The sequence below is a fragment of the Betaproteobacteria bacterium genome (genome assembly GCA_009693245.1).
In the GTDB taxonomy this organism is placed as follows: Bacteria; Pseudomonadota; Gammaproteobacteria; order Burkholderiales; family SHXO01; genus SHXO01.
This window is the reverse complement of the sequence record SHXO01000022.1, coordinates 21,368-35,432: the sequence shown is the minus strand read 5'-3', so window position 1 is coordinate 35,432 and position 14,065 is coordinate 21,368. Positions and strand designations below refer to the sequence as shown.

Here is a 14,065-nt window from a genome sequence, read left to right as displayed (position 1 = left end):
CGGATCTCCCATCCGAGTGAGTTGCTCGGCGCGCTCTTGTACATCGAAGAATCCAGGCTGCTTGGGTTTGGGTTGCTTCCTGCGTTTGTCTTTCTTCATCGGCCTCTGGATCACTTTGCGCTTCGAGCCTTTTTATCACATCGATTCCATACACACTACTCTAGAATGCTGAATTATTAGAGGTGCCCTTATCTCTAATGGCCTTGCTCTACGTAGTGGGCTGCGCTGAGCTTGATAGTCACCAAAATTTCAAGGACTCCATAGTGGAAGATGTGGGTAGTGGCATTAACGATCCAAACATAGGTCTGAACAGATATCGCGAGTGGCGTGGTGCGATTGGTCAACTGCGCAACGGAAACATGGAATATGAGTTCGGTTGGAGAGGTGCTCGTAAGTGCATCGTTTACTACGAGGTTGATAAGAGTTCCGAGCGAATAGTTGGGGTCCGCTTTGAAGGAACCCGGGATAATTGTCGGCTACCTCTATGACTCGGCCGAAAGCAGTCCAGATAGTCATTGCCCTAGTCTTTGTCTCAGCCTGTTCGATTCCAGTGTCTCCGATAGTCGAATCGTACCGATGGATTTCTGATTTCGGGCCCGAACATAGTGTAGAAACTCTACCCAAGGCCCAGGAGGACGAGGTTTTTCTAGGATTCGTTAGGCAACCAAACGGCAAAGTTGCAACGACGACGGTACCTTTGCGAAGAGGTATGGTCGTAGTGGTGAATGTGTGTGCCTATTCAAGGTGGATGGAAAAAGTATGCGACTCATTAGTTGGCGCTTAGCCAGCAGAGGAGACCCGGCGCGTTGCGAATAGGAGCACTTGATCATGCATCTCATTTTGGAAGATGGACTATGCTGCAGTGAAGGGATATAGAGAGGATTGGCAATAAAAACCAGCCTAACATTGCGCTGAGCTTAGAGGATTAAATGACTAGCCGCTTTACAACATCAAGCCGACACCTATGCGGGCGATTTGAATTACCGCTATGTGTCGAGTGCCGTCCGTCATCGCCAGCGTAAGCAGTCATTTGGGCTTAGCCAACCGTCGGCGTCAGCAATCTGAAGCACACCGGCCACTCGTAGTTCCTGATCTCACCGGCAGCAAAGGCCGAGAACCAGTAACCGGAGCGTAGACCTGGGAATGTCTGGAGTCGGCCCGGTTGCTGTCTCCCTTGGGACCAATTCTCCAGCCTGATTTATGACCGCCTTGAAGATCAAGGCAAGATCAGATCTCACACTGGCTAGGCAGTTCTGATTCCGGCCTCTACCTTTCCTTCACGAATTATCGAGAGCGCTCAGCACCCGCCCGAAAAACTCGCCGGCATGGTCCGCCTCGATCCAGCGCACCACCAACACCATGCGGCGTTCGGGTTCGATCCAGGTGAAGGAACTCCCCGCCCCAAAGGCAAAGTAGCTGGACTCCGGCAGGCTCGGGAAAACGCGCCGACCGTGATTGAGCCAGGTGAGATACCCGTAATAAGGTGCGATGGGACAAGGCGTGCGCAGGCGGGCAATCCATTGAGAGGAAAGCACTCGTTGCCCCTTCGCCATTCCATTGTCCAGCAGCATCTGGCCCACGCGCGCTTGGTCGCGGCTGCCGATGGACACGCCCGCCCCCCAGTGCGTGCCGCCCGGAACCGACTGAACCTTGCGCCCGCCCAACTCGGTCCATGCGTGGTCATAGCCCGTCCAATTCCAATCCTCTCTGGTACCGATGGGCCGCATGATCTCTTCTCGAAACACTTCTGGCAGCGCGCGCCCAAACAAGTGGAGTAAGGCGAGCGAGAGCTGGTTGATGCGCACGTCGTTATATTCCCAGTAAGTGCCGGGCGCTCGCAGAGGCCGCGGATCGCCTTTCCTGCCCGCCTCCTTGACATCCTGAAACTGCACCACGCGGTAGCGTTCCACTTGCTCGGGGATACCGAAGCACTCGCCTTCCCACTCGCTCGTCTGTTGCAGCAGATGGGCCCAGGTGATTTGGGCGTTGCGCCCTTCATCGAAGCCGATTCCGCGCACGCGCGCGCCCACCGCTTCGTTCACATCTGGCAATAGACCATGGTCGTGCGCGACACCCGTCAGCAGCGCGAGATAAGTTTTGGCGACGCTGAAGGTAAGGTCCGCACGATCAGGTTCACCCCACGAGATGAGTTCCTTCCCATCTTGAAGGATGACTCCCGACACCGGTCCGCGCGCGTGCACAGGTCCCAAGAGGCGGTTCCAAGGCGGCGGATCGTTTTGATGGATTCCCCACCGATCTCCCGTCTCCCTGCTCCAGGAGGTTTCGTGTTCGGCGGCGAATTGGACGGCGGATTCGAGGGGGTGACTGGCCATGGGATTCGGATATGCCGGTGTCAAGCCGGTGCCCGCAATACTAACCCGAGTAGCGCTCCATTCGAAGGCAAGGCGCACCAGCGTGGTGCTAGTATTCGGCGCGGCGATGCACGCACCTTGCCATGAAAAGCGAAAAACGCAGGCAATACAATGGCACCGGTGCGGGCGCCCGTTTGGTCTGGTTATTGCCAAGTGTGTGCGCAGAAATACACGACCAAGCCGTCTCACGACACCATCAAGTTATTCCTAATTCATCACCCAGCCGGAGGAACCAAATGCATAGTATTTCGAAGAAGTCCCTGATGGGGATGCCATGCAACGGCCCCAACCAGTTTCCGCTCTTGATCTGGACTTCGGCCTGGCGGGCTTGCTCCAATGCATCTTGCGCCACGTGGATGAAGCTCATGAGCTTGCCATCGTGGGCGGCTATGCGCTCCAGGCAGCTTTGCGCCACCGCCACGGGCGAGACCTTGCCGCTTCGGATCAAGGGGGCCAGTTTCTCGATGGGCTGCGCCCACAAAGCCGCCTTCACCCTTTGGTCCTTTTGCGGTAAGGCGAAGTGGGCTCGAAGATCACCGCGGGATGGACGTCCGTCAAATCTAGTTCGCGCAGCTTCTTGATGTGCGCGAGGATGGCGCCAAAGGCCGCCAGGTTGTGTTGCAGGCGCTCTGGCGTGACACCGGCGGCGAGGATATCCTTGAAGGGGTCTGGCGCGGGTCTATTCATTAAGAACTCGTCATTCCACGGCACACATAGGCGTGCGTTTCATTCGCCAGCGAGTCCGGAGGAATGTCCTCCCACATGCGGTTCATCTTGCCCGTGGTCCACTGAACTTTCCCATCCGGGCCCACGATATCCATCTGAACCATGCGATGAATTCTGCGCGCGCAATCGATCTCGATGGTGCCCACGCTCTCGCGAAAGGAAACCTTCTTCTCACCGAAGATTTCCAGAATCATGAAGTTGTACACGCCCTTCTTGCGGAACCGCGCGGTCTCTCCCTCAACGTGCAGGGAGTTGGCATCGACATAATACTTACCCTGGGGATCGGCGCCTACTTCGACCCAGTTCTCGGCGGCCCATGCCGCCCCAGCAAAGAGGGGCGCGCACAGAGCCAGGATGTTTCTCCAGCGCATGGGATGCCCCAAGGAAATTCCGAAGACTCCAGATTAACCTAATTCGGCTGGTATTCGGTCTCATGAGCGCACGGAGGATCGAACAGTGCCTGAGATCACTAATTGCATTCCACCAACATCTGCGGCTAGTCTATTCGCGCGGCAGCCCAGGACTCAACAGACACCAAAGGGTGGGGCGTCATTCGCTTCCGCTCCGAGGAAATACTTGGACATGGGTTCTTAATTAATTTTTTTGGGAGGCGATAGAAAAATTGATTCCAAGCGGTCAAATCAGAAGTGTGGAAGCGCACCGGTCATGCTTAGCGCATTACCCATGGCTTTCATGGCAGGCGTGGCCTTCGCTCAAGGGGTGACCGACGACATGTTGCTCAACGCACACAAGGAAAACGATAGCTGGCGCATGGTGGGGCGCGATTACATGAGCACCCGCCACAGTCAGTTGAAGCAAGTAAACTCCAAGAACGTCAAGCGGCTAGTCCCCAAGTGGTCATTTTCCTTCGGCGTGCTCGACGCGCAGAACACCACGCCCTTGGTGCATAACGGCGTCATGTATGTCACTTCGTCGCACGGCCGCACCTTCGCCGTGGACGCCAAGTCTGGCACCGTGATCTGGCAATACAATCATCCGCTGCCGGAGGACATCGGCAAGACCATGTGCTGCGACATCGGCAATCGCGGGGCGGCCTTGTACGGTGACAAAGTCTTCGTCAGCACACCCGATGCGCACGTGGTGGCACTCGATATGAAGACAGGCAAAAAGGTCTGGGATGTCACGCTGGGCGATCACAAGAACGCCTACACCATGACCGTTGCTCCGCTCGTGGTAAAGGGCAAGGTTCTTGTTGGCCTGTCCGGCGCGGAATACCCGACGCGGCTGTTCATCGAAGCCCTGGATGCGGAAACCGGCAAGCAGGCCTGGCGGCGTTACACCATTCCCGAGCCGGGCGAGCCGGGCTCCGATACCTGGGGCAGCGATTTGGATAACCTGAAATATGGCGGCGCGTCCGCCTGGATCACCGGCTCATACGATCCCGCGCTCAACACTGTCTATTGGGCCACTGGCAATCCCAACCCCGATTGGGACGGCGTGGGGCGCGAAGGTGACAACCTCTACTCCAATTCCACCCTGGCCTTGGGCGCGGACACCGGCGCCATCAAATTCCACTTCCAGTACACGCCCTTCGACGTTTGGGATTTCGATGGCGTGAACGAGCACATCCTCGCCGATCTCGGCGGCAAGAAGGTATGGCTACACGGTGACCGTAACGGCTACCTCTATAGCATCGATCGCACTAACGGCAAATTCGTCTACGGCAAGGAGATTTCCAAGGTGAGCTGGTCCACCGGCTTCACACCGGATGGCCGCCCAATGGTCAATCCCGAAAAGGTGCCAAGCTACACCTACGAAGCGAAGGACATCCGCCCGGCCTCCGAAGGCGGCAAGTGGTGGAACCCGATGGCCTATAGTCCCGATAAGCAGATGGTCTTCATCCCCAGCCGCGAGATCTGCACGGACATCAAGAGCGCGAAGGGCGAGCTGGCGGAGGGCAAACCGCATTGGGGTATCGGCAGCATCAAGTGGAACAAGGGCCACGGCCAGTTAGTGGCTTTCGACGCCAAGAGCTGGGAGAAGAAATGGACGGTGAAAGCTCCCTCTCCCTTCATGAGCGGTGTCATGACGACTGGGGGCGGATTGGTTTTCGCGGGGACGCCCGAAGGGGAGTTCAAAGCTTATGGCCAGGACACTGGAAAGGAACTGTGGTCCTACCAAACCGGTTCGGGAATCGTCGGCAGCCCTATCAGCTACGTGATTGGCGGCAAGCAATACATCGCCGTACCCTCGGGCTTCGGCGGATGGACCGGCTGGGCCACCATTGGCGGTGGCGGCGCGCCCCATCTGAAGGATATCCGTAAGGGGGGGTATGTCACGGTGTTTGGATTGTTCGACGACTAATTAGAAGCTAGAAGCGGCGGCTTCGCCGCCGCTTCTTATGAGTAACATCATGCCCTCACCTTTGTTCGCACGCGCCAGCGTACTCGCTCTGGCGTTCTCGCTGGCTTTCTGTCTTGGAAACGCTGTGACCGCGGATGAGGTAAAGAACCCCTACGACCGCGACGGGGCCGCTGCTGTTGAAGGCAAGAAGCTCTTTCTGAAGATGGGATGCTATGCCTGCCACGGACACGAAGCCGAAGGTGCGGTCGGTCCGGACCTCACCGACGACGAGTGGATATACCAGCCCACGGACAGCATGATCTTCAACGCCATCGCCAAGGGCCGGCGCGGCACTGTCATGTCCCCATTCGCTGATAAGTTAAAACCCGATGAGATTTGGAAGATTGTCGAGTTTCTACGTGACAAGAACCGGCAGCGGAACGCCAAGTAGCGGTGATTAGTCCAACACCCGTCCGCGCAGCGCCTTGGTTTGCGCGCGCTGGGCCTTCACCGCCAGCCGGCGTTGCCGGGAACCAAAAGTCGGTTTGGTCGCGCGGCGCACCCGTGGCGGCGCCGCCACGCTGTTGACCACCTCATGCAGGCGCGCCAAAGCGTCGATCCGGTTCATTTCCTGGGTGCGATGGCGCTGCGCCCGCAGAACCAGCACGCCCTCTCGCGTGATGCGCTTGTCGCGTAGCGCCAGAAGCCTTTGCTTCACCTCGCTGGGAAGACTGGAGGCCACGATGTCGAAACGCAGTTGAATCGCGCTCGACACCTTATTGACGTTCTGCCCGCCCGCTCCCTGCGCCCGAATCGCGACGATCTCGGCTTCGGACTCATCGATGGTCAATGGAGTGGGGGCTGTCATGGACGCCATCGTACGCTGCGCCAGCTACCGCGCCAATGCGCCATGATAGTGAATCTCGCTGCACAATATCGCGTCCCTTCTCCACGAGACCGTTATGACCGCCCTTTCCTACATCTCCCCCACTCCCCACAGCCCCTGGGGCACCTATCTGGCGCAAATCGAGCGCGTGGTGCCTTACTTGGGACCGCTCGCCAACCTGGCGGATACGTTGCGCTGCCCGAAGCGATCCTTGATCGTGGACATTCCGGTGGAGTTGGACAGCGGCGAACTGGCGCATTTCGAGGGTTATCGCGTGCAACACAACTTGGCGCGCGGGCCGGGTAAAGGCGGCGTGCGCTACCACCCATGAGTGACCTTGGAGGAGGTCATGGCGCTGGCCGCCTGGATGACCATCAAGAACGCAGCAGTGAACTTGCCTTTCGGCGGCGCCAAGGGGGGCGTTCGTATCGACCCGGGCAAGTACTCGAAGAAGGAAATCGAGCGCGTCATACGCCGATACACCAGCGAGATCGGCATGCTTATCGGCCCGGACAAGGACATCCCCGCGCCTGACATGAACACCGACGCGCAGATCATGGCCTGGATGATGGACACCTATTCCATGAATATCGGCGCCGCCGCCTCTGGCGTGGTCACAGGCAAGCCTATACAACTGGGCGGATCCTTGGGCATGGTCAAAGCTACGGGCCGGGGCGTGTTCGTCATTGGGCGCGAAGCCGCGCGTCGCATCAATCTCGATCTGGAAGGCGCGCGGGTGGCCATACAAGGCTTCGGGAACGTGGGCTCGGCGGCGGCTGAGTTATTCGCGGGCTACGGGGCGAGGATCGTGGCCGTGCAAGATCACTCCGGCGCGGTGTTCAATCCTGAAGGCTTGGACATCGCCGATCTCATGGCCAACCTTCGCGCCCACGGCGGCATTGCCCAATTCAAGGATGGCGATCAGATTACGGACGACCAATTTTGGGAGGTGGAAAGCGATGTCCTCATCCCCGCCGCCATCGATGGGCAAATCACCGCGCACAGGGCCGCCAATCTCAAGACCCGGCTCATCTTGGAGGGAGCCAACGGGCCCACGCTACCCGATGTGGATCTCGTTCTGGAAGACCGGGGCATCGTGGTGGTCCCCGACGTCATCGCCAACGCCGGAGGCGTGACGGTTTCCTACTTCGAGTGGGTTCAGGACTTCAGTTCGTTTTTCTGGACGGAAGACGAGATCAACACGAAACTGGACAAGATTCTGATTGGCGCGTTCAAGCACATCTGGGAAACGGCTCTGCAGCGCAAAATCACGTTACGTACAGACGCCTTCGTGGTGGCCTGCGAACGCGTGCTGCAGGCCCATGTGGAAAGAGGCCTGTACCCGTAGACCTCAGAGCCGGGAAGAATCCCCATCCTTGGTTTCCGTGGGCTTGACCCCAAGCCCCATGGACATCTTCACAGCGGCTTCGCGCTCGGCATAGTAAAAAGGCACTTGGCCCACTTCACGGAAACCCACCCGGCGGTAGAACAGCCGGGCGGCGTGGTTGGTGGAGCGCAGTTCCAAGGCCACATTCTTGATGCCGGCCGTCAAGCAAGAGCTTTGTAGCCAATCCATCAAGCGGCGCCCTACTCCCTTGCCATGAAATTCGGGCTTCACCGCGAGCAGGTTCAGGTGGGCATCCTCGTCGCCGAAGTACATGATGGCAAAGGCCACGATGCGCTGGCCCTCGCAGGCTATGGCAGTCACCGTTTCGCGGTTGCAGATCTCCCGCAGGACACGCCCCGGGGTCCACGTCCAGCCCAAGCCGTGTTCGATCAAGTCGCGAGACATGCGCGCCAGTTCTTGGGCATCGGCCGGACGGCCTAGTCGAATGGTGATGCTTTTTGCGGTTGCCACGTTAGGTCCCTCTTATATTTGGTCTATCAAACTCGCGGGATAGCTGTTGCGCTACCTCTCGCCCGAAGTTTGAACCAGTCCTTCCTCCACACGTAGCTTTGTAATACACCTTCATCGAAAAACGCAAGAAGTCCGTGATGCTCGTGTTCAAACCCTTATCGCTAGGAGGTGGCCGTGGCCCGCAAATACCGTATCAGCTCGGTCGCAATACCTGTCAATGCCCCACTGTGTCCGGCGTCCTTCAGCGCACCAGTCTCGTCGAAGGCGTCGTTCGCGCGCGCGACCGCCAGTTGGGTGGGCAGTACCAGTACACCCAGGGTGTTCAGAATCTGGCGCACCGCGAGGAGGCCTCTCAGTCCGCCTAGATTTCCTGGCGAAGCGGACATCAGGGCCGCCCATTTCCCCTTGAAGGCCACGGCGGAGGATTCCCCAGCCTGGGGCCTCGACACCCAATCGATGGCATTCTTGAACACAGCGGAAACCGAGGCGTTGTATTCCGGGCAGCTTAGCAAGAAGCCGTGGTGGCTCACCATCAACTCCCTGAGGGCCATTGCCTTTTCAGGCAATCCCAGCTGCGCCTCCAAATCGCCGTCATAGAACGGCATGGGGAAATCGCGTAGATCCAGGAGGGTCACTTGCGCTCCGGCGGCTTGCGCCGCGCTCGCCGCCAGCGCAACGAGTTTTTTATTGTGAGACTTTGTCCGGGTGCTGCCTGCGAAGGCGAGAATTCGAGGAACCATGCTTTCTCCAAAGTTTCGCCCCATCTCCCCTGAATAAGAGGGGCACCGGGGCCATTGAAATAACTCCCGCTTTTCGATCTGGAAGCGTGCGGAAGCAACGCCGGCCTATGATACGATGGTCCAAGAGTTCGAGAAGTGCCGGCCGCCTTACAGGCGAACATTATCTTTCGCAGCGTACACGCCGCTCTCATGACCCACGCAAAGTCAGACCGGGAGGCCCTGCATCAATGGCTTTCGGCGGCGTCCGCGCGCATGCGCTGGAGCCTCGCCGCACGCGACTTGGGCTGGCTCACCGCGGCCATCGTTGCGCTGTGGATGATCGCCAAGGCCCTCCCCTCTTAGCCCGTGCGCTCGGCGCTTTTGCCCTTTCTTGCCGCCGCCGGGACTGCCCTTGTAGCCTTGTTCCTCTGGCGGCTTACGCGACCCATGACCATCGCTCAGGCGGCGGGTGCCACGGATTCCAGCGCGGGACTGAAGGATGAGTTAAAGAGCGCTCAATGGTTCGCACAGAGCGCCACGCGGAGCGCCTTCGCCGAGATCCTCATAGCGCGCGCGGCGCGCAGCGCCCGCTCCCTCAATGTCCGCAGTCTATTCCCGCTCGGAGTGCCTCTCGGCGCCGTGGTCGCGTTCGGATTGGTGCTTGTATCGGCCGTGTGGTTTTCGCCGCGTACGGTCCTTCCACTTCCATAGAAACCGGCCGGTATGCGGGCTTCGCAAGAGGGCTATAATAATGACCAGCCACCGGCCGATTCTTAAATAGATTTTCACCACAGAGGCACAGAGAAAAGCACTTCTCTCCCAAACCCGTACTTTCGTCCGGGACTTGAAAAATGCCTGATTAGTATTGCCTTTCTCCGTGTCTCTGTGCTTCCGTGGTGAAGGTGCCGGGTTTACACCGGCACCAATCCGAAATCGAAATTCACCGTATAGAAAACCTTGTCCATTCGCTTGCCATCGGGCGCAACACCCGGCGGGTGTTGCACGAATTCCGACACCAGCGAGTTCTTCACACCGAACACCGCATCGGATTCCAGATAGGGGTCGCCCTCGACGAAGACGTGAGTCGTGACCGGCTTGAACCCCGGCGCCGACAAAATCATGTGCGTATGGGCGGGCCGGTAGGGGTGCCTGCCCATCATCAACAGCATCTTGCCCACGGGGCCATCGGTGGGAATGGGATAGCTCACTGGCTTGATGGTCCAAAAACTGTAGCGGCCTTGCGCGTCGGTCTTCACCTTCCCGCGCGCTCGCATACTCTGGCCTTTTAGCTGCACGTCGTACCAACCATCCCCGTCGGTGGACCACAGGTCCAGGGTCGCGCCGGCAATGGGCTCGCCTCCGGGAGTGCGCACATGGCCGGAAAAATAAGTGGGATGGCCTTCGACGCCTTCAGCTATGTTCCCTCCCAGGGGCACTTCGGGGCCGCCCTTCACATAGAAGGGTCCGGTCACGGTGGACTCCGTGGCACCGGAGGGATTGCGATGATTGATGGCATCCACCAACATGGAGACCCCCAAGGTGTCTGACAACAAAATGAACTCCTGGCGCTTGTCGTCGCACTTCTGCCCGGTGGCCGTGAGGAACTGGATGGCGGTGATCCACTCGGCCTCGGTCAATTGCACCTCGCGCACGAACCCGTGCACATGTTCGATCAGGCTGGTCATGATCTGCTTGAAGCGCGCATCGGTGGCGCCCTCCAGCTTCTTCAGTACCGCATCGGTGAGATTCTCTTCAGTCAAATTACGCATGGCTGCATGTCTCCTGTTGTGCTCGTTTGGCGCTCATTCCGCCAGCCTGTCATACTAAGCCGTGAGTGTTGCCGATCACCGGAGGAAAAAAATGAAGATCGCGGATATTTCTCATGTGAATTACTACAGCCCCGGTCTGGATGCGATCGAGGCCTTCATGACGGATTTTGGATTGGTCACGGCCCACCGCACGCCGGACGCGTTGTACATGCGCGGCACCGGACCCGCAGCCTATTGCTACACCGTGCGGAAGGCGGACAAGGCGGGTTTCGCGGGCGTGGCTTTGCGCGCGGCGAGCGCGGCGGACTTCGAGGCTGCTACCAGGATTCCTGGGGCCTCGGCGCCGCGCGCGCTTTCCGGCCCGGGCGGCGGAATGAGCATCGCGTTGAAAGACCCCGATGGATTGCCCGTGGAGGTGGTGCACGGTATCGCCCCCGCCGCGCCCTTGGCCATGCGCGAGCCACTCCATGTGAATTTCGCCGGGCAGAAAAACCGACGCGGCGCTCCTCAGCGCATCCCCAAGGGGCCCGCGCAAATCCTGCGATTGGGCCACGCGCTGTTCTTCGCCACGGACTTCCAGCGCACTCTCGACTGGTATTGCAACAATTTTGGCTTGCTGCCCTCGGACTATATTCACGAAGGCACCCAGGACCGCAAGTTGGGGGCCTTCTTGCGTTGCGATCGCGGTACCGAGTGGACCGATCATCACAGCATCGGCGTGTTCAAGGCGCCCAAGGCGAAAATCCATCACGCTTCCTTCGAGATACAAGATTTCGACGCACAGGTGTTGGGACACGAATGGCTCAGGGAAAAAGGTTACAAGCACGTGTGGGGCATTGGCCGCCATCTGCTGGGCAGCCAGATATTCGATTATTGGTACGATCCCCACGGTCACATCGTGGAGCACTTCGCCGACGGCGATTTGTTCGATGCGAGCAAACCCGCGCAGTCGTTCATCGTAGGGCCCGATAGCTTGTTTCAATGGGGGCCTCCCTTGCCGGAAATATTTTTCGCCTAAATGCGCTCGATGATCACGGCGATGCCCTGCCCCACCCCGATGCACATGGTGCACAGCGCATAGCGGCCTTGAATCCGTTCGAGCTGGTGAAGCGCGGTCATCACCAACCGGGCTCCGCTAGCCCCCAACGGATGACCCACGGCGATGGCGCCACCGTTGGGGTTGACGTGAGCGGCGTCGTCCGCGACACTGTGATCGCGCAGCGCCGCCAACACCTGGGCGGCGAAAGCTTCGTTCAATTCGACCACGCTCATTTCGCTCAACTTGAGTCCGGTCTTGGCGAGCACTTTGCGCATCGCCGGTGAGGGCCCGAAGCCCATGATGCGAGGCGGCACACCCGCCGTGGCCATGGCGAGGATTTTTGCGCGGGGTTTCAACCCATGGGCCTTGGCCCCTTGCGCGCTTGCCAGCAACAAGGCGCAGGCGCCGTCGTTCACACCCGAAGCATTGCCCGCGGTGACCGATCCGTCGTCCTTCACCACGCCCTTCAACTTCGCCAGTGCCTCCAGCGAGGTCTCGCGCGGATGCTCGTCGTCCTTGATGATGACCGGTTCGCCCTTTTTTTGCGGAAGCGCGATGTTCATGATCTCTCGGGCGAAGAATCCCTCTCGCTTGGCCGCGGCGTAACGCTGCTGGCTGCGAAAGGCAAAGGCGTCCTGGTCAGCACGCGAGACCTTGAAATCCACGGCGACGTTCTCCGCCGTCTCTGGCATGCTGTCTATGCCATGGCGTGCTTTCATGAGCGGGTTGACGAAGCGCCAGCCGATGGTGGTGTCCTCCATCTTCATCGAACGCGAGAACGCCGAGTCCGCCTTGCTCACGACATAGGGTGCGCGCGACATGCTCTCCACGCCACCGGCGATCATGAGATCCGCCTCGCCACAGCGCAGCGCGCGCGCTGCCGTTCCCAAGGCATCCATGCTTGAACCGCATAGCCGGTTGATGGTGGCACCAGGCACCTCCACTGGCAACCCCGCCAGCAGACTCGCCATGCGCGCGACGTTGCGGTTATCTTCACCCGCCTGGTTCACGCAACCGTAAATGACATCATCCACCTTGGACCAATCCACACCAGCGTTGCGCGCCATCAACGCCTTGATGGGATGCGCGGCCAAGTCGTCCGTGCGAATGGAAGAAAGCGCTCCGCCGTAGCGGCCGAAGGGAGTGCGAATGGCGTCGCAGATGTAGGCGTCGTTCATAAATGCTCCTAAGAATAAGGGAGGAATGAGGAGGGAAGGGGGATGGGGAGGAGTAAAAGCGAGGTTGCGCCGCGGTTTCTGGCAAAGAGGCCAAAGTTCATGGCAACCAAGGGGCGTTTGGATCGCTGGCAATGCATGCGCTTCACCCCTCCTCCCTCCTCCCTCCTCCCCCCTCCCGCTCGTCCCTCCTCCCTCCTCCCTCCTCCCACAGAATCTTTCTTTGCACCGGAAACAACTGTAATCCAAACTTTCCCGACAAGGCGCCCCATATTCCGCGCGGCCACTTGATGACTACGACGATGGCCATGAGGCCTAGGCCGACGAGATACCAGCTTCCGTAGTCGGAAAGATAATTATTCAGCAACCAGAACAGCAGCGCGCCAAGGATGGGGCCTTCGATGGTGCCGATGCCGCCGATCAACACGATGAAAATGGAGAACGCGGTCCAATTCACGCTGAAGGCCACGTCCGGCGATATGCGCAGGTTGCTCAAGTAATAGAGCGCGCCCGCCAATCCGGCACCGAAACTGGCCAGCACGTAGACAATGAGTTTAACGGCCTTCACGTCGATGCCTTGGCTTTCCGCGGCGCGTTCGCTGTCGCGTATGGCGGTCAAAGCCAAACCGAAGCGCGAGCGTAGCAGCCCGTACACCAGTCCTATGGCGAACACGACACTACCCACCGCGAGAAAATAAGTGATCGTTTCGCGTGTTGCCTTGGGGATCCCCACCATGACCGTCAAGCTGGTGCCCGACCCACCGCCCAGCGCCGACATGTTGGCGAAGAACAAGCGGAACACTTCCGCCATCACCCAGGTGCCTACCGCGAAATACCCGCCTTGTAGCCGAAACACGAACTGCGAAGTGGGCAGCGCGACGAGCGCGGCGGCGAGTGCCGCCAGCGGTACGCAGACAAAGGGATTCACGCCCATCTTCTGCGCGAATACGAATAGGAAGTAACCGCCCAATCCAAGAAATCCCTGCTGCCCGATGGACACCATGCCCCCGTAACCCGCCAGCAAATTCCACATGCTGGCGAATACCAGATAGCAACTGATCTCCACCACGCTACGCATGGCCACGGGGGTTCCCCACCACGGGAGCGTAACCGCCGCCGCCAAGAGCACGATGGCAAATACGGCGGCGGTCTGGCTGGCCCGGGTAGCGCGTTGGACAGTGTAGCCTGGGGAATTCATTGCAATTGGCCGGCTCCCT

15 protein-coding genes and 1 pseudogene are annotated in these 14,065 nt (G+C 59.2%); 6 read left to right on the top strand and 10 right to left on the bottom strand.

What is annotated here, in order from left to right; translation table 11 throughout:
* Nucleotides 1-1,277: 1,277 nt before the first annotated feature.
* The 4 genes from EXR36_05600 to EXR36_05585 form a co-directional block, all read right to left on the bottom strand.
* The gene (locus tag EXR36_05600) at nucleotides 1,278-2,333 is read right to left on the bottom strand and encodes a class C beta-lactamase-related serine hydrolase (protein MSQ59118.1); all 1,056 of its coding nucleotides are present in this window, start codon (nucleotides 2,331-2,333) and stop codon (nucleotides 1,278-1,280) included.
* A 235-nt stretch (nucleotides 2,334-2,568) separates the two neighbouring features.
* Nucleotides 2,569-2,865 (bottom strand): hypothetical protein, encoded by a 297-nt coding sequence (locus tag EXR36_05595; GenBank protein ID MSQ59117.1) that lies wholly within the window; start codon nucleotides 2,863-2,865, stop codon nucleotides 2,569-2,571.
* Nucleotides 2,862-3,059, bottom strand: a complete 198-nt coding sequence (locus tag EXR36_05590) for a hypothetical protein (GenBank protein MSQ59116.1) — start codon at nucleotides 3,057-3,059, stop codon at nucleotides 2,862-2,864. The genes EXR36_05595 and EXR36_05590 overlap by 4 nt, the downstream gene beginning before the upstream one ends.
* Entirely contained in the window at nucleotides 3,059-3,469 is a 411-nt protein-coding gene (locus tag EXR36_05585; GenBank protein MSQ59115.1) for a hypothetical protein, read from the bottom strand. Before EXR36_05585 ends, EXR36_05590 begins: the two co-directional genes overlap by 1 nt.
* Before the next feature lie 295 nt (nucleotides 3,470-3,764).
* Between EXR36_05585 and EXR36_05580 the strand changes: the two genes are divergently transcribed.
* On the top strand, nucleotides 3,765-5,423 hold the full coding sequence (locus EXR36_05580; GenBank protein ID MSQ59114.1) for a PQQ-dependent dehydrogenase, methanol/ethanol family: 1,659 nt from the start codon (nucleotides 3,765-3,767) through the stop codon (nucleotides 5,421-5,423).
* A 37-nt stretch (nucleotides 5,424-5,460) separates the two neighbouring features.
* Nucleotides 5,461-5,853, top strand: a complete 393-nt coding sequence (locus tag EXR36_05575) for a c-type cytochrome (GenBank protein ID MSQ59113.1) — start codon at nucleotides 5,461-5,463, stop codon at nucleotides 5,851-5,853.
* 6 nt (nucleotides 5,854-5,859) lie between these two features.
* Here EXR36_05575 and EXR36_05570 read toward each other — a convergent pair whose 3' ends face one another.
* On the bottom strand, nucleotides 5,860-6,270 hold the full coding sequence (locus tag EXR36_05570) for an aminoacyl-tRNA hydrolase (GenBank protein MSQ59112.1): 411 nt from the start codon (nucleotides 6,268-6,270) through the stop codon (nucleotides 5,860-5,862).
* Between the two features lie 94 nt (nucleotides 6,271-6,364).
* Between EXR36_05570 and EXR36_05565 the strand changes: the two are divergent.
* A pseudogene (locus tag EXR36_05565) lies at nucleotides 6,365-7,636 on the top strand (Glu/Leu/Phe/Val dehydrogenase).
* Nucleotides 7,637-7,639: 3 nt separating this feature from the next.
* Here the strand turns inward: EXR36_05565 and EXR36_05560 are convergent.
* Nucleotides 7,640-8,146, bottom strand: a complete 507-nt coding sequence (locus EXR36_05560; protein ID MSQ59111.1) for a GNAT family N-acetyltransferase — start codon at nucleotides 8,144-8,146, stop codon at nucleotides 7,640-7,642.
* Nucleotides 8,147-8,307: 161 nt separating this feature from the next.
* Entirely contained in the window at nucleotides 8,308-8,886 is a 579-nt protein-coding gene (locus tag EXR36_05555; GenBank protein ID MSQ59110.1) for an NADPH-dependent oxidoreductase, read from the bottom strand.
* Between the two features lie 135 nt (nucleotides 8,887-9,021).
* Here EXR36_05555 and EXR36_05550 point away from each other — a divergent pair, with 135 nt between their 5' ends.
* Complete coding sequence (locus EXR36_05550) at nucleotides 9,022-9,228, top strand: hypothetical protein (protein ID MSQ59109.1); 207 nt, start codon at nucleotides 9,022-9,024, stop codon at nucleotides 9,226-9,228.
* A gap of 3 nt (nucleotides 9,229-9,231) precedes the next feature.
* Entirely contained in the window at nucleotides 9,232-9,576 is a 345-nt protein-coding gene (locus EXR36_05545) for a hypothetical protein (GenBank protein MSQ59108.1), read from the top strand.
* A 200-nt stretch (nucleotides 9,577-9,776) separates the two neighbouring features.
* Here EXR36_05545 and EXR36_05540 read toward each other — a convergent pair whose 3' ends face one another.
* Complete coding sequence (locus EXR36_05540) at nucleotides 9,777-10,634, bottom strand: hydroxyquinol 1,2-dioxygenase (GenBank protein MSQ59107.1); 858 nt, start codon at nucleotides 10,632-10,634, stop codon at nucleotides 9,777-9,779.
* A gap of 91 nt (nucleotides 10,635-10,725) precedes the next feature.
* Here EXR36_05540 and EXR36_05535 point away from each other — a divergent pair, with 91 nt between their 5' ends.
* A complete protein-coding gene (locus tag EXR36_05535) occupies nucleotides 10,726-11,652 on the top strand; it encodes a bleomycin resistance protein (protein MSQ59106.1) in 927 nt (308 codons plus the stop codon).
* Here the strand turns inward: EXR36_05535 and pcaF are convergent.
* Nucleotides 11,649-12,851 carry a 3-oxoadipyl-CoA thiolase gene (gene pcaF, locus EXR36_05530; protein MSQ59105.1) on the bottom strand — a complete coding sequence of 401 codons (1,203 nt, stop codon included), beginning with the start codon at nucleotides 12,849-12,851 and terminating at the stop codon, nucleotides 11,649-11,651. The genes EXR36_05535 and pcaF overlap by 4 nt on opposite strands.
* A gap of 142 nt (nucleotides 12,852-12,993) precedes the next feature.
* The gene (locus tag EXR36_05525) at nucleotides 12,994-14,046 is read right to left on the bottom strand and encodes a branched-chain amino acid ABC transporter permease (protein ID MSQ59104.1); all 1,053 of its coding nucleotides are present in this window, start codon (nucleotides 14,044-14,046) and stop codon (nucleotides 12,994-12,996) included.
* Nucleotides 14,047-14,065: the final 19 nt, after the last annotated feature.